18 protein-coding genes are annotated in these 18782 nt (G+C 65.6%); 12 read left to right on the top strand and 6 right to left on the bottom strand.

All coding sequences use genetic code 11. The features are described 5' to 3' along the window. The first annotated feature begins 255 nt into the window (after positions 1 to 255). The 4 genes from NA11_RS20820 (at position 256) to NA11_RS20805 (ending at position 4459) form a co-directional block, all read left to right on the top strand. Positions 256 to 2052, top strand: coding sequence for an AAA family ATPase (locus NA11_RS20820; protein ID WP_141717736.1), 1797 nt, complete (start codon positions 256 to 258; stop codon positions 2050 to 2052). Between the two features lie 378 nt (positions 2053 to 2430). Further along, complete coding sequence (locus NA11_RS20815) at positions 2431 to 3372, top strand: hypothetical protein (protein ID WP_141717735.1); 942 nt, start codon at positions 2431 to 2433, stop codon at positions 3370 to 3372. Positions 3373 to 3458: 86 nt separating this feature from the next. Beyond that, positions 3459 to 3965 (top strand): guanyl-specific ribonuclease, encoded by a 507-nt coding sequence (locus NA11_RS20810; RefSeq protein ID WP_069163628.1) that lies wholly within the window; start codon positions 3459 to 3461, stop codon positions 3963 to 3965. Beyond that, positions 3965 to 4459 carry a barstar family protein gene (locus NA11_RS20805; protein ID WP_069163627.1) on the top strand — a complete coding sequence of 165 codons (495 nt, stop codon included), beginning with the start codon at positions 3965 to 3967 and terminating at the stop codon, positions 4457 to 4459. Before NA11_RS20810 ends, NA11_RS20805 begins: the two co-directional genes overlap by 1 nt. A 77-nt stretch (positions 4460 to 4536) precedes the next feature. On the opposite strand, the gene NA11_RS20800 is transcribed toward NA11_RS20805, so the two are convergent. Continuing rightward, positions 4537 to 5190 (bottom strand): TetR/AcrR family transcriptional regulator, encoded by a 654-nt coding sequence (locus tag NA11_RS20800; protein ID WP_069163626.1) that lies wholly within the window; start codon positions 5188 to 5190, stop codon positions 4537 to 4539. 62 nt (positions 5191 to 5252) lie between these two features. On the opposite strand from NA11_RS20800, the gene NA11_RS20795 reads away from it, so the two are divergent. The 3 genes from NA11_RS20795 to yhjD are packed head-to-tail and all read left to right on the top strand — an operon-like array spanning position 5253 to position 8391. Next, positions 5253 to 6236 (top strand): oxygenase MpaB family protein, encoded by a 984-nt coding sequence (locus NA11_RS20795; RefSeq protein WP_245746018.1) that lies wholly within the window; start codon positions 5253 to 5255, stop codon positions 6234 to 6236. Between the two features lie 60 nt (positions 6237 to 6296). After that, positions 6297 to 7328 (top strand): tryptophan--tRNA ligase, encoded by a 1032-nt coding sequence (gene trpS / locus NA11_RS20790; protein ID WP_069163625.1) that lies wholly within the window; start codon positions 6297 to 6299, stop codon positions 7326 to 7328. Positions 7329 to 7368: 40 nt separating this feature from the next. Then, positions 7369 to 8391: an inner membrane protein YhjD gene (gene yhjD / locus NA11_RS20785; RefSeq protein WP_069163624.1), complete on the top strand. Its 1023-nt coding sequence runs from the start codon at positions 7369 to 7371 to the stop codon at positions 8389 to 8391. A 67-nt stretch (positions 8392 to 8458) separates the two neighbouring features. On the opposite strand, the gene NA11_RS20780 is transcribed toward yhjD, so the two are convergent. Further along, the gene (locus NA11_RS20780; protein WP_069163623.1) at positions 8459 to 9754 is read right to left on the bottom strand and encodes a D-alanyl-D-alanine carboxypeptidase family protein; all 1296 of its coding nucleotides are present in this window, start codon (positions 9752 to 9754) and stop codon (positions 8459 to 8461) included. 121 nt (positions 9755 to 9875) lie between these two features. On the opposite strand from NA11_RS20780, the gene NA11_RS20775 reads away from it, so the two are divergent. Both NA11_RS20775 and NA11_RS20770 read left to right on the top strand, forming a co-directional pair. Beyond that, a complete protein-coding gene (locus NA11_RS20775) occupies positions 9876 to 11429 on the top strand; it encodes a DHA2 family efflux MFS transporter permease subunit (protein WP_069163622.1) in 1554 nt (517 codons plus the stop codon). After that, complete coding sequence (locus NA11_RS20770; RefSeq protein ID WP_069163621.1) at positions 11419 to 12042, top strand: acyl-CoA-like ligand-binding transcription factor; 624 nt, start codon at positions 11419 to 11421, stop codon at positions 12040 to 12042. Before NA11_RS20775 ends, NA11_RS20770 begins: the two co-directional genes overlap by 11 nt. A gap of 14 nt (positions 12043 to 12056) precedes the next feature. Here NA11_RS20770 and NA11_RS20765 read toward each other — a convergent pair whose 3' ends face one another. Continuing rightward, positions 12057 to 12956, bottom strand: a complete 900-nt coding sequence (locus NA11_RS20765) for a phenylalanine 4-monooxygenase (RefSeq protein WP_069163620.1) — start codon at positions 12954 to 12956, stop codon at positions 12057 to 12059. A 324-nt stretch (positions 12957 to 13280) separates the two neighbouring features. Here NA11_RS20765 and NA11_RS20760 point away from each other — a divergent pair, with 324 nt between their 5' ends. Continuing rightward, positions 13281 to 13484 carry a type II toxin-antitoxin system VapB family antitoxin gene (locus NA11_RS20760; protein WP_069163619.1) on the top strand — a complete coding sequence of 68 codons (204 nt, stop codon included), beginning with the start codon at positions 13281 to 13283 and terminating at the stop codon, positions 13482 to 13484. 9 nt (positions 13485 to 13493) lie between these two features. On the opposite strand, the gene NA11_RS20755 is transcribed toward NA11_RS20760, so the two are convergent. Next, a complete protein-coding gene (locus NA11_RS20755; protein WP_245746016.1) occupies positions 13494 to 14981 on the bottom strand; it encodes an alpha/beta hydrolase in 1488 nt (495 codons plus the stop codon). A 229-nt stretch (positions 14982 to 15210) separates the two neighbouring features. Between NA11_RS20755 and NA11_RS20750 the strand changes: the two genes are divergently transcribed. Both NA11_RS20750 and NA11_RS20745 read left to right on the top strand, forming a co-directional pair. After that, positions 15211 to 15888 (top strand): JAB domain-containing protein, encoded by a 678-nt coding sequence (locus NA11_RS20750; RefSeq protein WP_069163617.1) that lies wholly within the window; start codon positions 15211 to 15213, stop codon positions 15886 to 15888. Between the two features lie 146 nt (positions 15889 to 16034). Next, a complete protein-coding gene (locus NA11_RS20745) occupies positions 16035 to 16769 on the top strand; it encodes a DUF6008 family protein (protein ID WP_069163616.1) in 735 nt (244 codons plus the stop codon). A gap of 60 nt (positions 16770 to 16829) precedes the next feature. Here NA11_RS20745 and NA11_RS20740 read toward each other — a convergent pair whose 3' ends face one another. Together NA11_RS20740 and NA11_RS20735 are read right to left on the bottom strand one after the other, a co-directional pair. Beyond that, entirely contained in the window at positions 16830 to 18479 is a 1650-nt protein-coding gene (locus NA11_RS20740; protein ID WP_069163615.1) for an alkaline phosphatase D family protein, read from the bottom strand. A gap of 64 nt (positions 18480 to 18543) precedes the next feature. After that, a partial coding sequence (locus NA11_RS20735; RefSeq protein WP_218023355.1) for a hypothetical protein occupies positions 18544 to 18782 on the bottom strand: 239 nt, incomplete at its 5' end.

Here is an 18782-nt window from a genome sequence, read left to right as displayed (position 1 = left end):
GTGGCGGTCGACTTGGCGCGCGCAATACCCAGGAACCACCTGAACGCGGTCTTCTGTCGTGCGTGGCGGGACGGGGGCAAGGGCAAGACCGGACGTGCGCGGTATATCTCGGGGACCGGTAGCTAACAGACGCTCACGATTGCCGATTGGCATAAAAGCCCAAAAGGCGTTGCGCGCGCGAGTAAAGTTACCGCACACGAGGTTGCACGCGGGTGCCGTACGCACACTCGAGTTGAATACGCCCTGGGAGGCAAATTGTATTTGCGTGAGCTCCTCATCAAGAATAACGGGCCCATACGGAATCTGCATCTAATTCCGACCTTCACCGAAGAGGGCAACCCGATCCCACATGTAATTGTTGGGCGCAACGGTACCGGCAAGACCAACCTGCTCTCATTGATCGGCGATGCTCTGATGGAGGGCGCATCCGTTGCATACAGCGATATTTTAAAGACCACCGGTTTGGTACGCAGCTATTTCCGCGTAGTGGGCGGGAAGACCATAGCCTACGGTGAGCCCGGCAGTTACTCAATCTTTCGATTCGACCATGAAGGCACTGAGGTCTTCTATCATGAGGCGACCGCTCGCATGGACCCAGCTGACCTAATTGATGATATTCCTACCGATCTCGCCGCTGGTGCGAACTGGAATACAGGAAGCGAGGTCAAGAACTTTGCAATTTCCGAGAAGAAGGCCCGCGAGATCTACGGAGGCGGTATCTACGCCTTCTTCCCGGCCAGCAGATCAGAGAATCCCTTCTGGTTCAACCAAGATGCCCTGTCTGTAGATCTATACGAGAACCGCGATAGATATACACAGAATCTCGATCGGCCAATCTATGTGGAACACGGAATAGATACGTTCACTCAGTGGCTACTCGGAGCTATCACTGAGTCTCGACTCGACCCTTCGCAGACCAAAGTGATTTCCGCAAATGAAGAGCGGATAACAGTCGAGCTGGATACACCTTCATTCCGGGCATCCCAAGCGCCGCTCACTTGGGCCAATAAAATTATCAGAATTATCCTGGATGATCCCTCGGCAAATTTTCACTGGGCGGGGAGGAAGAGCTCAAGAAAGGCAGGGATATCGTCTGCGGGGAAACTTCTGGTTGCCAGCCTTGATGGCCTGTCCGGGGGACAGTCTACGCTTCTCGCTATCTTTGGAACAATATTGCGATACCTTGACGAAACCGGCAGTGCGCGGGGAATTGTAGTTATCGACGAGCTTGACGCCCACATGCATATTGACCTTCAAATGAAGGCTCTACCTCAGCTGGTCGGCATATTTCCTGAAATTCAGTTTATTTTCTCCAGCCATTCTCCCCTATTTGCACTTGGCATGGAGCAGCACTTCTCACCCACCGGCGTTCGAATTCTTGAAATGCCCACGGGACAACAGATGTATGCCGAAGGGTATCAAGAATTTGAGCACGCTCTAGCCGTTCTTATTGATACTCAAGCATTCGCCCGCGCAGTTGAAGAGCGCGTTACAGCCAACGAAGACCCGGCCATCTTTCTTGCCGGACAAACTGATTTGCTGTACTTTCGGACTGCCGCGAGGTTGTTGGGTTTCGACCGGCTGGTCGAACGTTTTTCCTGGATAGGCGAAGACAATGAACGTAAGGGCGGCGCGAACACGGGAGACCGTGCGTTAAATTCGGCAATCAGTTTCCTCAAGGCGAATCCGGACATCACTTCCAAAACGATAGTTGCCGTGTACGACTGCGATGCTAACAAATCGGATGAACATGTAGGCAACATCCACGTAATCGCCTTACCAACATTGCCTGATCGAGAGATTCAAAAAGGAATAGAAAATATGCTACCGGACTCAGTATTTTTGAAGGAGTTCTACGACGATAAGATCATCCCGAATGACTATGGCCCCGATGTGACAAAGCCTGAACTCAATAAAATGAAGTTGTGCCAGAGTTTATGTGGAGACGATGCGGTAGCTGCAACATTTTCCGACTTTCGGCAAGTCTTGGAGCGGATTGATTCCATCCTGCCTGAAAGTGAGAATCCCTCAAGCAAAACAGATACGACCTGACCTCCAACAGATAAAGCATTGAAGTCGCGAAGGGCTGCTAAACCTTACCGACACAAGAAGGCCCTCAGTTTGGATGCTGGGGGCCTTCTTCGTTCTGTGGCTAGTGAGGCCACCACCCGGCGGCCTTAGGCGTCACGCCGCCTACGACCAGCGCTGGTCCGACCACGCGCCGGTCACGGTGCAGTACCGGTGAGACTCGCCGAGTCGAACGCGCGTCGGCTGTCCCGCGGTAGTCGTTATCGTGCGAAAACTATTCAACCCGAATGATTTTCGGGTGATCTAGCGGCGGTCGAACTAGACTGGAGAGGCTTCGGGTGCACAAGGGCGTCACCGACTCCTCCGTTCCACCAAGCAAAGCAGAAGGCCGCGGTGAGTCCCGTGACATCTCCGGTTTCCCGTCATCATCCCGATACTCGACTCTGGGCCTCCGGTGCGGCTCTCGGCGGTGCGTGGGTCGAGCAAGCGCCCGTTCCCGGGGCTACGTCGCCCGATGTTGCGGCGCTTGCGGTGTTCCAGCGCGGGCTGCATATGGCTTGGCGGGCGGAGGACAGCACCGACAGCATCTGGCTGGCCGGCACCAGCGACGGGAACAGTTGGGCCTTGCCGTGGAATCTGCCGTATGTCGGCACGTCCGAGCGGCCCGCGCTGTCGGCGGTGGAGCACGCGGGCAGCGAGTCACTGTTTTTGGCGTGGAAGGGGGCGGGTCGCGATCAGAGTATCTACTGGTCCACCTCGTCCGACGGCCACAAATGGGAGGACCAGCAGATCCTGGGCGGCGCGGAATCCGCTCGCGCGCCGAGTCTGGTCGTGTTTCGCGGTGTGCTGCATGCTTTCTGGCGCGGCAGCGAGCATTTGATCACCTCCAATCAGAACCTCTACACATCGGTGCGTGATGAGACTGGTTGGGGCGCGCCCATGGGACTGCCGGGGATGAGCTCTGCGGAGAGTCCTGCGGTCGCGGTGCTCGGCGACACGCTGTATCTCGCCCATCGTGGGACGAAGGCCACCCTGGACAACGACAAGTTCATTCGACTGTGGAGTTCCGGAAACGGGATCTCCTGGACCTCGCGCGTCAATCCGCCCGACGCCTATTCCGATCTCGCGCCCGCGCTGGCCGCCCACGACGGCCGACTGCACCTGGTATGGAAATCAGCAAGCGGTCCCGAGATCTGGTACTCGTCGTTCGACGGCGAGCAGGCCTGGCAGCCGCCGACACGGGTCGCGACCTTCGAGACCGGTTGCGGTCCAGCGCTCTGTGCTTTCCGGCCCGAGCGCGGCACGGACGAACTCCATCTGGTGTGGCGCGGCTCGACACTGTGAGCGATTGTCCGCCCTTGCTCGAGTTGACGAGCGAGTGACGTAGATTCGTCAGTCATGACGGAAAGCCTGGTCACGGTGCAGTACCGGTGAACGTGTCGCCCAAGACGATCCGCGCGCTGGCCGCGGTCGGCGTGGTGGTGCTCGCGCTGATCGCCGTCGTGGTCCTCGCGGTGCGCGGCGGCGACGACCCGGCCGCGACCACCGCGCGCGTATCCGGCTCCTCGGTTCCGGCCTCGACCGTCGCGGCCCCCACCGGCACGGCAACGCCGCAACGACCGCCGCAGCCCGATCCGGCGAGCACCCGGGTAGCGGGCGTTCCCGACCGTGCGTACGCGACCCTGCTCGAGATCGATGCGGGGCGCTGGCCGGATTCGGCGAACGCGCCGGGCACCAAGGGGGGTGACCGCTGGATGAATCGTGATCGAACGTTGCCTGCCTCCGATGCCGCGGGCAAGCCCGTCAGCTACCAAGAGTGGGACGTGAATCCCAAGCAGCGTGGCCGATCCCGGGATGCCGAACGCATCGTCACCGGCAGCGACCGCTCGGCTTGGTACACCGGTGACCATTACAAGACCTTCACGAGGATGCGCTGATGTCGGAAACTCTCTCGCTGTCGCAGTTCCTTGCCCGCCCCGATGCCGCAACCGCGCAGTCCGGCGTTGCGCACCCGGTCTCGGCCGCGGTTCTCGGCGCGGCCGAGGTCGATGCCGCCGAGCTGAGTGGGGTGCGCTACCGCGCGCCGTCGGGGTACGTGGTGCGCGAGTTGCGCGGGGCGAAGATGCGGACGGTCGCGCGGTTGTTCGACGAGTTCGCCGCCGCGCTGCAATTCCCGTACTACTTCGGCGACAACAAGGATTCCTTCGACGAATGCCTGCGTGATCTCGACGATTTCGTCGGTGATGCGACGGGATACGTTGTGGTGGTCCGTGATTCGGGGCATCTGCTGGCGGAGGCGCCGACGGAACGAACCTGGTTCGGCGAGGCGATCCGTGACTGTGCCGAGTACTGGACACGCAAGGGGATTCCGTTCCGCGTTGTCTTGCACGGCGAAGCGACAGGGCTGCAGGACGTTTCGCTGGATCTCTGAGCGCGTGATCTCCAGCGCTGGATCTTCGAGCGCCGGGCCGATCGGCGCGCGACCCCCAGCGCCGTAGTGGATAGGCGCTAGGTCAACCGGCGCGCGAGGTCCTCGCCGAGCAGCACGAACACATCGGTGGTGTGCTCGATCAACTCGGCACGGGTGAGCGGCAACTCGTCGTGCAGCCACGCGGTGAGCGTCTGCACCAGTCCGCCGACGAGATAGTTGGCCCGGAAGTCGATCGCCGGATCTGAATTCGGGTCGTCGATTCCGTAGAAGTCGACGCCCTCGGCCGCGACCATTCGCGCGAAAACCCGGACCGTCTCGGTGGTGCGCGCACGCAACTCCGGCGTCGCCATGCCCGCGACCAGCGTGACCTTGGCCTTGCGCGGATCGTCGGTGAGCAGATGGATGCCTGCGGTGATCGCGGCGCGCGCGGTGGCCCTGGTGTCCTTCGGCGCGGTGGCGACCGCGGCGACGATGCTGACCGCCAGTTCCTCGGCGATCGAGTCGACGAGCGCGGTCAGCACGGCATCGCGACTGTCGAAACTCTCGTAGTAGTACCGCTCGTTGAGCCCGGCTTGCGCGCACAGGCCCGAGACGGTCAGTTTGGCCAGCCCTTGGGTGCCGATGATTTCCAGCGCCGCCTCGAGCAGCGCAGTACGCCGCTGTGCCTTGCGCTCGTCCGCAGATATCCCACCATAGGTCCGCTGCGCAGACCCACTACGCGATGAAGTCACATCCTGAATTCTTGCACTCACAATTCTGGCAGAGAGTATTGCCAGATTGTCGAATCTGGCGGATGCTGTTGCCAGATGCTCTCGACGAGGAGGCAGTGATGTCCGAGCCCGGCTACTTCAGCGACCACTCGATGGCAAGACGAGTGATGAGCAAACGAGCCGTCGGCCTGACCTACGGCCAGCGCGCCCTGGTCGTCGGTGCGGTCAATCCGCTGCTCTACGTCGGCACCGCCGAGAACACCGAGCACCGGATGACCCCGTACACCCGGCTCTCGCTCACCGGTCACCTCTTCGAGGCGGTGTTCCTCGGCACCAAGGCGGAGGCCGATCGCGCGCTGGAGTTCACCACGAAGAAGCACGCCCGGGTCAACGGCGCGCTGCCCGAAGCGGCAGGCACGCACCACCCGGCTGGCACCCCCTATTCCGCGCACGACCCGCACCTGATGTACATGACGATGGCCTTCACCTTCGACTCCGCCGAGGTGATGTACGACCTGCTGGTGCGCACGATGACCGACGGCGAGCGCGAAGGCCTCTACCAGGACTACGTGCGCTGGGCCGAGTTGTTCGGCATGTCACGCGATGCCGCGCCGGACAGCTACCGCGCGTTCCGCTCGTCCTTCGACGCTTACCTCGCCTCCGACGAGCTGTTCCTCACCGAGGAGGCCAGGCTGGTCGGTTCGTACCTGGCCGGACAGCGCGTGCCCTATCCGCAGCGGGTGCCGCTGCAGCAGGTCACCTCCGCGGTCTTTCTGTTGATTCAGGGCAGCTTGCCGCCGCGGATCCGGCAGATGTATGCCATGCCGTGGGGTCGCGCCGAACAGCTCGCCTACCGGGCGCTCGCGCAGGGTGTGCGTACTGCGCACGTGTCGTTGCCGCTGGTCCCGCCCGTGTTGCGCGGCACGCTGGCCGGGCCGAGCGGGCCCGTCTACAAGCTCGTCTCCCAGCGCGAACGCAAGCTGGTCGGCACCGGGCGGCCGAGCATGCCCGGCGTCGACCCACGGAACTGGGTGGAGCGAAATTCCACAAGAGGGAGCGTCGCGTAGCGACTCGATGAGGGGTGGTGGTCGGGCGACGGGTGGGCAGGGCATGGGAAGATCGGGAGTATGTCCGCTCCTGCAGAAACCCCGGCCGCTGAACGCAAGCAGCGGGTCCTTTCCGGGATCCAGCCCACCGGCACCTCGTTCCACCTCGGCAATTACCTTGGGGCGCTGCAGTATTGGGTGACCATGCAGGACGACTACGAGTCGCTGTACTTCATCCCGAACCTGCACGCGATCACGGTGCCGCAGGATCCGAAGGAACTGCGGGCCAAGACCAGGGCCGCCGCCGCGCAGCTGCTGGCCATCGGCATCGACCCCAAGAAGTCGACGCTGTTCGTGCAGAGCCAGGTGCCCGAGCATGCCGAGCTGGCCTGGGTGCTCAGCTGCATCACCGGTTTCGGTGAGGCCAGCCGGATGACCCAGTTCAAGGACAAGTCGGTCAAACAGGGCTCGGACAACGCGTCCGTCGGGCTGTTCACCTATCCGGTGCTGATGGCCTCCGACATCCTGCTCTACCGCGCGCATCAGGTTCCGGTCGGCGAGGATCAGCGCCAGCACCTGGAGCTGACCCGAAACCTGGCGCAGCGCTTCAACACTCGGTTCAAGAAGACGTTCGTTGTGCCGGAGGCGCACATCGTCAAGGGCACCGCCAAGATCTATGACCTGCAGGATCCGACCTCGAAGATGAGCAAGTCGGCCTCCAGCGATGCCGGCCTGATCAACCTGCTCGACGACCCGAAGATCACCGCCAAGAAGGTCCGCTCCGCGGTCACCGACACCGAGCGGGAGATCCGGTACGACGTGGAGCAGAAGCCCGGCGTCAGCAACCTGCTGGTGATCCTCAGCTCGCTGACCGACACTCCGATCGTGACGCTCGAGCAGGACTACGCGGGCAAGGGGTACGGCGACCTGAAATCCGATGTGGCCGACGCGCTGGTCGAATTTGTCACGCCATTGCAGGCGAAGGTGCAAGAGTATTTGTCGGATCAGGGCGAACTCGATCGCATCCTCGCCACCGGTGCCGAGCGGGCGCGCGAGATCGCCGGCAACACCCTCGCACAGGTATACGACCGAGTGGGCCTGCTGGCTCGCTAGCGGGCGGCACCTGCGAGATCACTCCTGAAGGGGCGAACTGGTGCAGGTGATCGACAACATCAAGGCCTGGATCGAACGACGGATCCAAAAGCGGCCCTGGCTGGACCATCTGGTGCGGGCGGGTGGGCGGTATCAACGGCAGCGTGGTGACTACTACGCGGCCGGCATCACGTATTTCACCGTGCTGTCGCTGTTTCCGCTGTTGATGGTCGCGTTCGCGATCGCGGGCTTCGTGCTGTCGAGCAATCCCGAGCTGCTCGGCGAGCTGCAGACCAAGATCGTCGATACCATTCCGGGCGACCTCGGTTCCGAACTGAACAAACTGATCGACAAGGCGGTCGAGTCGCGCGGCACCGTCGGCACCCTCGGTCTGCTGGCTGGGATCTACACCGGGCTCGGCTGGATGGCGAATCTGCGGGCCGCGCTGACCGAGCAGTGGGAGCAGAAGACCGAAGAACAGAATTGGTTTCTGGCCAAGCTGTCCGACCTCGGCGCACTGGTCGGGCTCGGCCTGGCCTTCCTTGTCTCCCTTGGACTTTCCGCGCTGGCCTCCAGCACGCTCGGCGCCAGGCTGCTGATCGGCCTCCACCTCTCGCATCTGCCTGGCGCGCGCCTGTTGCTGGTCCTGGCGTCGATCCTGCTCGGCTTCCTCGCCTCCTGGGCCGTCTTCGCCTGGATCATCGCGCGCCTGCCGCGCGAACCGGTCACCCTGGCCAGCGCCGCCAAGGCGGCCGCACTGGCCGCGGTGGTCTTCGAGGGGTTCAAGATCGTCGCGTCGATCTACCTGCAAACCGTGCTGTCCAGCCCGGCAGGCGCGGCCTTCGGCTCGATCATCGGCCTGATGGTCTTCAGCTACATCACCTATCGCATCATCCTGTTCGCCACCGCATGGGCAGCCACCGCCTCGGACAACGAGCGCGACGCCGACATCGAACCACCGCCGGCGGCCGTCATCGCGCCCCGCATCACCCCTCGGGAACTCTCGGTCGGCGCAGGCGCCACCTTCTTCGGCGCCGGCGCCCTTGCCGCCCTTGCGCTCACCGGCCTGCGCCGCCGTCGCTGACACACCGCCGAAATGCTGCCCAGGTCAACGGTTTACCGCCACCACTGACCTGCGGCAGGCGAACGGTCTACCGCCGCCGACTGATTCGGCGAGCGCCTAGCAGCAGGGCGAGCACCAAGATGGTGCCGCCGATGATCCAGACGGTCCGGCTGTTGCTGTGGTCGGTCGTTGTCATCGGGTCCATGGCTTGATCGACGCCCTTGGGCGGCGGAGAGGCAAGGGTCGCACCGGTTTTGGCATCTTTGCTGTCGGCCGTCGGGAGGGTCCCGATGGCGCTGCCCTTGGGGAGCGCGAAGCCGTAGTCGAGGAGGCGGGCGGCCTGGTCGGACGGGCGAAGCGGGCGCACGTCGGCTTGCAGGAGGGTGACGACGAGGCGGCGGCCGTTGCGCTGGGCGGCGGCGACGAAGGTCTGCCTGGCGTCGTCGGTGTAGCCCGTCTTGCCGCCGAGCGCGCCCTCGTAGTCGTAGAGCAGGTGGTTGTCGTTGCCGATGGGGAAGCCGGGGCGATCCTTGTCGCCGGGGATCGTCGGGTTCGCCGGGAAGCCGGGGAAATCCACCTGTTCGGTGTGGATCAGCTCGGCGAACAGTGGGATGGTCATGGCCTCGCGGAACAGCACGGACAGGTCGTAGGCGGAGGTGCTCATGCCGGGCCCGTCCAGGCCGGACGGGGTGGCTGTGCGGGTGTCCAAGGCGCGCAACGATTTTGCGAGCTCGTTCATCTTCGCGACGGTCGCCGTCTCGCCGCCGAGCTGGCTGGCGATGGCGTGCGCCGCGTCGTTGCCGGACGCCATGATCAGCGCCTGCATCAGCTGGCGGTTGCTGTAGTGGCCGCCGGGACCGATGCCGACGCGGGTGCCGTCGGCGTTCGCGTCGTCCTCGGTGCCGACGATCACCTTGTTCAGATCGAGGGTGCGCAGCGCGATGGTGGCGAGCAGCACCTTGATGGTGCTGGCAGGCCGATAGCGGCCGTGCGGGTCCTTGGCCGCGAGTACCTCGCCGCTGTCCAGGTCCGACACCTGCCAGGCGGTCGCCGAAATGTCCTGTGGCACCGGCGGAGCGCCCTTGGGCAGCACGACGCCGCATTCGGCGAGCCGAGCGCCGCCGATGGCGGGGGTCGGGATGGGCAGCGCCGATGGTGTCGGCTGCCCCGGTGCCGGGACCTCGGACTCGTCGATCGGCGCGGGCGGGCGCGTCTTCTGCGGGCAGGAGTCGGTGTTCGGGGTGGTGAACGGCGTCGTCGTCGGCGGCGTGCTCGGCGGAACGGCGAACGAAGGAGTGGCGGCCACGCCCACGCTGACGGCCAGCACGGCCAGCGCGGAACCGAGGCGAAACGTGGCGCGGCGGCGCGAGTCCCGGATCTTCATCGTTTGCGAGCCTAGCGATCTGACGGCGAGTCGGCCGAATACACGCCTGGTGCGCTATTGACACCAACTACTAAATGGTGGTTACCATCAAAAGGTTGCTTCTGTCATTTTCGGAGGGGTTATGAACACGGACTCGACTCGCCGCTGGCTGGCGCTCGGCGCGCTGGCGGTGGCCATGCTGACCATCGGACTCGACGTCACGGTGCTGACCGTGGCACTGCCTACGCTTGCGGTCGATCTGCACGCGAATACTGCTGCGCTGCAATGGTTCAGCAGCGCCTACACGCTCGCGCTCGCCGCGATGATGCTGCCTGCCGGTGCGCTCGGTGATCGATACGGGCGCAAGAAGTTCCTGCTCGCCGCGCTGCTCCTCTTCGGTGTGGCGTCACTGGCCTGCGCCTTCGCCACCTCGGCCGGACAGCTCGTCGCCGCACGGGTGGTGCTCGGCATCGCGGCCGCGGCGATGATGCCGCTGTCCATGGCGGTGCTGCCTTCGCTCTTTCCCGAACCTGCGGCCCGCCAGCGCGCGCTCACCATCTGGATCACCTCGACCGCGATCGGTCTGCCCCTCGGTCCGATCGTCGGCGGCTGGCTGCTGCGGAACTTCTGGTGGGGTTCGGTGTTCCTGATCAATGTGCCGATGGTGATCATCGGTGCGCTCGCCGTGCTCGCCCTCGTTCCGGAATCCCGTAGCGCGCAACGATTCCGGGTCGACGTGGCGGGCGTCGTGCTCTCGGCGCTCGGTATGCTCGGGCTCACCTACGGCTTCATCCGGTTCGGTGAGTACGGCTGGGGCAACGGGCTTGCCTGGGTGGCCGTAGCGGCGGGTGTGCTGCTGCTCGGCGCCTTCGTGCTCTGGCAGCGAAGGACCGCGCACCCCCTCGTCGACCTCGGGCTGTTCCAGAGCACCGGATTCCGTTGGGGCACCGCGCTGTCCATCGTCGTCAACTTCGCGATGTTCGGCATGTTCTTCACCGTGCCGCAGTACTTCCAGGCGGTACTCGGCGTGGACGCGCTCGGCAGCGGGCTGCGCCTGCTTCCCCTGATCGGCGGATTGATCATCGGCAGCAGGGTGGTCGACAAGGCATTGCCGAAGCTCGGCACCAGGGCGATGCTCGCCATCGGATTCGCGCTGCTTGCCGGTGCGCTCGCGCTCGGCGCGCTGACCACCGTCGACAGCGGCTACGGCTACACCGCGCTGTGGACGACGGTGCTCGGCGCCGGGATGGGCTTGGCGATGCCGACCGCGATGGGGCTGGCGATGGGCGAACTCACCGCGGAACGGTCCGGGTCCGGTTCCGCGCTGATCCAGGCGCTGCGGCAGGCGGGCGGCACCATCGGTGTCGCGGTGCTCGGCACCGTGCTCGCCACCCAATACCGTTCGGAGCTGGGCACATTGAACCGTGACCCGATCTCCGACGGCGTGAACGCAGGCGTCTCGGTGGCGCACCAGCTCGGCGACTCCGCGATGCTGCATCAGGTACAGACGGCCTTTGTCGGCGGCATGGCCGCGATGCTCTGGGTCTGTGCCGCCCTGTGTGCTGCGGCGGCCGTGCTCGCCGCCGTCCTCATCCGGGCACCCCGAGCCGCAGTCGGGGAACAGCAGGAGCGGCTGGACGACGCACCCCACGTCGGCCAGGGAGCCGATGCGTCAGAATCGACACATGTCAGCTGAATTGTCCGGAGAAGAGCCTGCGACGCGTGGGCTGCGGGAGCGGAAGAAGGAACGGACCCGCCGGACGATCCGCCTCGAGGCGTTCCGGCTGTTCCGTGAGCAGGGATACAACGAGACCACCATCGAGCAGATCGCGGCGGCGGCCGAGGTCTCGCCGAGCACCTTCTTCCGCTACTTCCCGACCAAGGAGCAGTTGGTCCTGGCCGACGACCTCGATCCGCGGATGATCGAGGCGCTCAAAGCCGAGCCGCTGGACCTGCCTGCGTTCGAGGCGGTGCGCAATGCGATGAACACTGTCTTCGGGCAGCTGACCGCCGAGGAGGCGGCCTTCGAGCAGGAACGACAAGCGCTGCTCTACCACGTGCCCGAGCTGCGTTCAGCCATCGGCCATGAGCTCGAGCGCAACATAGACCTCTTCGCCGCCATGATGGCCGAACGTCTCGGCGTCACCCCCGACGACTTCGAGGTTCGCGTGTTCGCGGGTGCGTTGACCGGAGCCGCGCTGGCCATCGCGACCGTCACCCCGGTCAACGTCGAAAACCTGGGCCGCATCATGGACTTCTTGGGGGCGGGACTACCGCTCGGCGAGCCACGGCCGGTCGACCGGGGCTGAGCCGCGGCGGAAAGCTACTGGGCGCCTGCCGCGCTCGAATGCCGCAGCCGTTCCGGGGTGTCGTCGTCCATGGTGGCGAAGAAGCCGCCGACCACATCCTCGATCTCGGCGACCGACTCGGCGCAGTAGAGGATCGGCTGGTAGTGCGTGATGTCGTAGACGGCGGTGCCCATCGCGGCGACGTCGAGGGGACGCAGGTCGGCGCCGCGGAATTCCTCGATCTCACCGTAGGAGGACAGCAACCCCGCGCCGTAGCAGCGGACCTCGCCCTGCTCCCTGACCACACCGAACTCCATCGAGAACCAGAAGACGTTGGCGAGGAACTTCAGCGCGGACTCGGTCTCCACCCGGCCGACCGCCGCGCCGACCGCCTCGTAGATGGCGGCGAAGCGCGGGCTCGCGATCTGATTGGCGTGCCCGATGATCTCGTGAATGGCATCGGGTTCCGGGGTGTACAGCGGCGCGGAGTGGTGCCGAATGTACTGGGTGGAGTGGAAGATTCGATCCGCGAACGACCCGAAGAACTCGCGAAGCGGCACCAGTCCCGCCGCCGGTGCGTAGCGGAATCCGGTGAGCGGCACCAGCGCCGCCGAGACCTCGTCCAATTGCGGGATGTGGTCCTCGGGCAGCGCGAGTCGGGCCGCGGCGTCGAGCACCTCGGCGCAGGCGTAGGTGCGGTGCTTGCGCGCGAGTTCCGCCGACGCGATCCGCCACACCTCTTGTTCCTCCGCGGTGTAGGCGATCTGCGGAACGGATTTGCCCGGTGCGTAGTCGAGTGCCATCGCGGCGATCGCGTTGCGGCGCTCCCGGTATTCCGGGTCGTGCACGCCGGGGTGCTCCTCGCTCAGGTGGACGGTCACATCGCCGTCGCCGGACCGGGTCACCGGTGAGTACAGCTGAGCTTCGGTGAACATACCTCGATGCAATCATCGCTCGGGCCCATCGACAACAAACCCACGCCCAGCTTGGCAAACTGCCTAGCTGGGTGCGCTTTCCCGGGTAAGTACCGGCATGGGACGGCGTATTTCGACGGCGAGCTGACCAGTGGCCGGTGAGCGGTGCGGCAGGTGTGCTGCCGAAGGTGCGCGGACGGCATGGCGGCCGCCATGCCGCTGGGCGGATGCGGGCCGAACATACTGCGGCCGTGAATTTCTCGTGACGCGCCCGGCCACTCCCACCGATTTGCCGGACATGAGCGGGCGGACAGCGCAAAATGGCGAAAGTACGAAGGAGGACGCATGAAATCCGTGCGGATCGATCTCGACCAGAAGTTGCTCGCCGCCGCGGCCGCCATCATGGGCACCTCGACGAGCAACGCCACCGTGAACGAGGCACTGCGCCGGATCGTCGTGCACGAACGTCAGCTGCATCATCTCGAAAAGCTGGCCGCCACCGCGTTGTTCACCCTGCCAGGACCCGAGGTCGTTGTCGTCGACGGGTAATCGAGCGCCTCACGGCTTCGCGCAGCGCAGGCCGTCGGCCGGTGGCGTCAGGTCGGTCAAGTACTTCAGCACGGGTTCGTCGACGCAGGCGATTCCCTCCAACGCCGCGCCGTGCTGGGTGCCCTCGTAGGTGATCAGTGCGGCGCCAAGGGATTTGGCGAGCTTGACACCGCCCGCGTATGGCGTCGCCGGATCGCCGGTCACTGCGACGACCACCACCTTCGGCAGGCCTGGCACGGCCGGCGGGTGTGGTTGGGCCGTCGGCGGCACCGGCCAGAACGCGCAGGTGCCGAGGGGCGCTTCGGCATTGGCCAGGCCATCGTCGAAAATCGGTGCCGCGCTGCGGGATCGGCGGTCGATGTCGGCCGCGGTCGCCCGGTCGGTCACCCGAACCTCCTCCAGACAGAGCACCGCGCGGTGCACGTCGTCGGACGAGACCTCCTGATACGAACCGGCGTCGCCGAGCATCGCCTCGCCGCGTCCCTTGGCCAGCTCGGCCAGGCCCCTGGTGAGACTCGGCCAGGAATCGGGATGGTAGAGCAGCGAAATCGTCGCGGTTGTTGCGGCGCTGTAGTCGAGTGCACGGCGGTCCTGGGTGCGGATCGGGTGCTTGATCAGCGGGAGTACCAGCGCCCGATAGGCTTCGGTCGACTTCTTCGGATCGGTGCCGAGTGGGCAATCCGGCGCCTTGGCGCAGTCGGCGGCATAGGCGTCGAATGCCTGCTGGAAACCTGCCGCGGTGATCACGTCGTCGCCGATATTCGTGGTGGGATCGACGGCAGCGTCGAGAACCATGGCGCGCACCCGATCCGGAAACAACTCTGCATAGGTGGATCCGAGGCGGGTGCCGTAGGAGCCGCCGAAATAGGTCAGCTTCCGCTCACCGAGCACGGCGCGGATCACATCCATGTCGCGGGCCACGTCGCCGGTGCCGACATGTCCGAGCAATTCGAGTCCGGTCCGACTGCCGCACGAGTTGGCGTACTCCTCGTTCTCCTCCTCGATCTGGTCGATCTCCACGAGCGGGTCGGTCCTGTTGAGCACCCGCCGGTCCGATTGGTACTCGGTGGCCGTGCGGCAGCGGACATGGGGTTTCGAGGCACCGAGCCCGCGCACGTCCATCCCGATCACATCGAAACGCTCGGCCACCGGCGATTTCGCCAGACCGAGCGGCATCGTCAGACCGGGCACGCCGGGGCCACCCGGGTTCGTGAGCAGCGCGGCGACCCGCGTGCCGGTGGCGCGCAGCCGGGAGATCGCGATCTCGGCGGTGGCGCCGTCCGGCTTGCCGTAGTCGATCGGCACCCGTACCCGCGCGCACTCGATGCCGTGCGCGGGGAGTTCCTTGCCGCCCTGGTAACTCTCACACGAGCCCCACGCGAGTTGCTGGTTGTAGAAGCGATCGAGGGTAGGAGCAGGCGGGTCGACCGCGGCCTTGTCGCCGCCACATGCCGTCAGTAGCAGCGCGAGTGCGGCGATGGCCGCGGCAATCGGCATGACCCGTTCCGAAGCCGCGATTCCCTTGCGCGGTGTGCACATTCGTTGCCCTCTATTCACCCACCCCGCCGGCTGCGCCGGCGTCCGTCGACGCACTCAGTGTGCCCGAAGGGTGCTGATCCGACAGCGGCAGGATCGGGCAACTCGGGCGGCCCCGCCTGCGCGGGCAACATGTCGGTGCGGCCTGGCACACTCCATGACACTGTCGCCATGACCGAGGGGTGTAACGATGCCGGTCTCCCTTATCGATGTGCCCGTCGAGCAGCGGCCGCGTGAGCGGTTGCTCGCGGTCGGCCCGCACGCGCTCAGCGATGTCGAACTGCTCGCCCTGCTGTTACGACACGGCAGACCGGGCGCCAGCGCGCTCGACCTGGCCATGGAACTGCTCGCCGAGCACGGCGGGCTGGCAGGCCTGGCGGCCGCACGGCCGGAGGAGTTGTCCCGGCGCGCCGGGATCGGCGTGGCCAAGGCCGCGGCCCTCATCGCCGCATTCCACCTCGGTTCCCGCGCCAGGGGTGTCACCGGCACCCCGCGGCGCCTCGGCGGCGCGGCCGACGTCGCTGCCGCGGCCCGCCCGCTGTTCGCGGGCACCAGGGTCGAGCGGCTGCTGGTGCTGGTGTGCGACGCACAGAACCAGTTGCGGCAGAAGATATTCGTCGCCGAGGGCGCGGTCGACCAGGTCGCGGTCCCGGTCCGGGAAATCCTGAACACCGTGCTGCGGCACGACGGCCGCGCGTTCGCCGTCGTGCACAACCACCCCTCCGGCGACCCGACCCCCAGCGTCGACGACCGTCGCGCCACCACGCTGCTCGCCGAAGCCGCACGCACCGTCGGCCTTCGCTTCCTCGACCATGTGGTCGTCGCGGGCGAGGCATGGGCGAGTGCGCCCGCAACTACCGCGCGATAGTGATATCCAACGACGAATTACATTGTCATATCGTCGGATTACGCTGTTATTTCGTCGGATATCCGTTTGACCCACCATGATTGGTGATCGTGAAATAAAATTGCCTCACTCCCATTCTCCGCGGGAGTAGTAACAGGCGGTTCGACATGGAAAATATGAATCACGGTGCGGGCGCTGCCGGTTGGGAGATCGCCGGAGCGGTCCTGATGGTGGTGTGGATGGTGGTCATGTGGGCCGCGGTAGCGGTCTTGATCGTCGGTCTCCGCAAACAGGTACGGCCATGGATGTACAAGACAAGCCTCGGTGTCATCGCGTTGGGGGTGATCGCGCAGATCGGCCATTTCCAGGAGCATGTGCTGCAGGCGGGCTACTGGATCGGGCACAACAACTCCCCGGCCTGGATGACGCCGTGGGGCACCGGTCTCGCCAACGGGTTCGGCACGGTGGATCCGTCCAACAAGACACTGGGTATGGAGATTCTGCACCTGGTCGGCAACTTCCACTTCCTCGCCGGATTGGTCGGCGTCGCGCTGATCACGCACCGGGCCATCGAGAGCCAGGCACGCAAGTGGGCGCGCATGGGTGTCGTGATGCAAGGCATCCACGGCCTCGAACACGTCGCGCTGACGGTCTCGGTGTTGCTGGGGTACAAGGCGATCGGGTTCTCCACCTGGTTCGGTCTGCTCGACGCGGGACCCGGTCTGTGGACATATCGCGTCTGGTGGCACTTCCTCGCCAACGTGATCGGTACGACGATCTTCGCCCTCGCGCTGATAAATCTCTGGCGGGAGCGGGCGACCATCGAGGCGACCTTCCACGAGGCCGACGCGGTCGAGCAGCGCAAGCCGGTCACGGTCGCCGAACCGGTGCCCGTTCAGTAGGTACTGAGCTGGAACGATGCAGGCCGCCTTCGTCTTTGCCCTGCGGCCTGCATAACGGTGTTATCGGGGCGGCTTGTTGGTCGAGCTCGCGTCCGGTTCGGGCGGCGATGGTGCAGGGGCGTCCGGCCGCGCGGCCTGCGTGACGCCGGGAACCCCGTCCTGCACCACGAAGCTGGCTCGGGTGTGGATGGGCGCGCCGGTTCGCCGCACATACGGCACCACGCGGAAGTCGCTGCGCCACAGCCGATGATCGAGCTCGACACGGACGTAGCCGCGCTGCGAGTTGACGAACTTGAGATCCGGGTTGGCGGCGAGCAGATTCCGGCCCGCATCGGTCAGGTCGGCGCCGTCGCCCGCGCTGGTAATCGATGTCCCGATGAATTCCGAGGCCACCACCGGTGATTCGGGATCGGTGTAGTCGCGGCGCAGGTCGGCGGCCTGATTCTGGTGCCGATCTCCGGTGATGACGACGAGGTTGGGCACGCCGCGCTCGGCGGCGGCGCCGAGCACCGCATTGCGGTCGGCGACATAGCCGTCCCAGCCGTCGGTGCCGACGGCCGTGACCGGACCGGCATCCTGATCGGACTGGGCCATCGATACCTGATTGCCGAGGATCTGCCAGCGGGCGGCGGATGTCGCGAACCCATCCAGCAGCCAATTGCGTTGCGCGGCACCGAGTATCGTGCGATCGGCAGCGAACCGGTCGGCACAGTCGATGACCGTGTTGCCGTCGCCGCATGCCTGTTTGTCGCGGTACTGCCTGGTGTCGAGCATGGTGATCTCGGCGAGGTCGCCGAACCCATAACGGCGGTGCAGGTGCATGGCAGGTCCGGACGGCATTTGCGCGATCCGCAGCGGTTGATGCTCGTACATGGCCTGGAACGCGGCGGCCCGGCGGCGGCGGAACAGCGCGGGAACGCGGGAGATATCGAAACCGAGCCCCGGCGAGTCGCCCGCCCAGTTGTTGTCGAGCTCGTGATCGTCCATGGTGACCAGCCACGGAAACGCGGCGTGCGCGGCGCGCAACGGTTCCTCGGCCTTGGCCTGCGCGTACCGCAGCCGATAGCCGGCCAGGTCGACGGCCTCGTCCTGGAAGTACGGCGCCTGCGTCATGCCTTGCCGTCCCCGCGTCCAGCCACGTTCGTAGATGTAGTCGCCGAGATGCACGACGAGGTCGAGGTCCTCGGCGCTCATGTGCTCGTAGGCGGTGAAGTACCCGGAACTCCACGATTGGCACGAGGCGAACGCGAAACGCAGGCGCGCGGTGGGGCTGCCGACCGCGGGTGCGGTGCGGGTCCGCCCGATCGGAGACAGCACGGTGCCCGCACGAAAGCGATAGAAGTACCACCGATCCGGCGCCAACCCGGAGACCTCAGGGTGCACGCTGTGCGCCAGCTCGCGCGTGGCAACGGCCGTGCCGCGCGCGACCACCTGTCGGAAGCTCTCGTCGTGTGCGACTTCGTATTCCACGCTCACCGGCCGCAACGGCATCCCGCCGAGCCCGTCCGGCGCGAACGGATCAGGCGCCAACCGCGTCCACAGCACCACCCCGTCCGCGGTCGGATCGCCCGAGGCGACCCCCAAGCTGAACGGATAGTCGTCCCATCGGGGCACTCGAAACAGTCCACTGCTCGCCGTCGCCGCCCCGGCCAGCACGGCAGCCGACCCTGCACCCCCGACCCGAAGTAGTTGTCGACGCGACAGACCCATACGTCAGGGTAGCGGCCGGGGATGACGGTGCGGTTGCGACCGGAGAACCCGGCTGCTCCTGCGGTCAGGTTGCGGGGCCGAGGCGCAGCGGGCGGTATTCGGGTTCGGTCGCGGTGTTGTTCGTGGCTGTCTTGTCGGCAGCCACCGGGGAGGCGGCGCTGAGTGAGCCCATGGTGGCGCTGCCGGTGACGATGCCGGCGGCGACGCCCGCGCCGAGCGCGACACCGAAGGGGGCGGCGGCGACACTGCCGGCGCCGAGCATCGCGCTGCCGGTGCCTGCCATAGCGGCGAAGGGTGCGATCG

Origin of the sequence: Nocardia altamirensis NBRC 108246 (genome assembly GCF_001612685.1) — a bacterium.
GTDB lineage: Bacteria > Actinomycetota > Actinomycetes > Mycobacteriales > Mycobacteriaceae > Nocardia > Nocardia altamirensis.
Note: the sequence above shows the minus strand (reverse complement) of the source record. Positions and strands in the feature narration are given on the sequence as shown.

What these genes read in the sequence shown, in the direction of transcription:
- NA11_RS20795 (WP_245746018.1), top strand. Translation starts at nt 5,253, where the DNA reads ATGCTGTTGCCAGATGCTCTCGACGAGGAGGCAGTGATGTCCGAGCCC.
- NA11_RS20805 (WP_069163627.1), top strand. Translation starts at nt 3,965, where the DNA reads ATGTCGGAAACTCTCTCGCTGTCGCAGTTCCTTGCCCGCCCCGATGCC.
- NA11_RS20740 (WP_069163615.1), bottom strand. Translation starts at nt 18,479, where the DNA reads ATGGGTCTGTCGCGTCGACAACTACTTCGGGTCGGGGGTGCAGGGTCG.
- NA11_RS20760 (WP_069163619.1), top strand. Translation starts at nt 13,281, where the DNA reads ATGAAATCCGTGCGGATCGATCTCGACCAGAAGTTGCTCGCCGCCGCG.
- trpS (WP_069163625.1), top strand. Translation starts at nt 6,297, where the DNA reads ATGTCCGCTCCTGCAGAAACCCCGGCCGCTGAACGCAAGCAGCGGGTC.
- NA11_RS20775 (WP_069163622.1), top strand. Translation starts at nt 9,876, where the DNA reads ATGAACACGGACTCGACTCGCCGCTGGCTGGCGCTCGGCGCGCTGGCG.
- NA11_RS20780 (WP_069163623.1), bottom strand. Translation starts at nt 9,754, where the DNA reads ATGAAGATCCGGGACTCGCGCCGCCGCGCCACGTTTCGCCTCGGTTCC.
- NA11_RS20750 (WP_069163617.1), top strand. Translation starts at nt 15,211, where the DNA reads ATGCCGGTCTCCCTTATCGATGTGCCCGTCGAGCAGCGGCCGCGTGAG.
- NA11_RS20765 (WP_069163620.1), bottom strand. Translation starts at nt 12,956, where the DNA reads ATGTTCACCGAAGCTCAGCTGTACTCACCGGTGACCCGGTCCGGCGAC.
- NA11_RS20755 (WP_245746016.1), bottom strand. Translation starts at nt 14,981, where the DNA reads ATGCCGATTGCCGCGGCCATCGCCGCACTCGCGCTGCTACTGACGGCA.
- NA11_RS20770 (WP_069163621.1), top strand. Translation starts at nt 11,419, where the DNA reads ATGTCAGCTGAATTGTCCGGAGAAGAGCCTGCGACGCGTGGGCTGCGG.
- NA11_RS20745 (WP_069163616.1), top strand. Translation starts at nt 16,035, where the DNA reads ATGGAAAATATGAATCACGGTGCGGGCGCTGCCGGTTGGGAGATCGCC.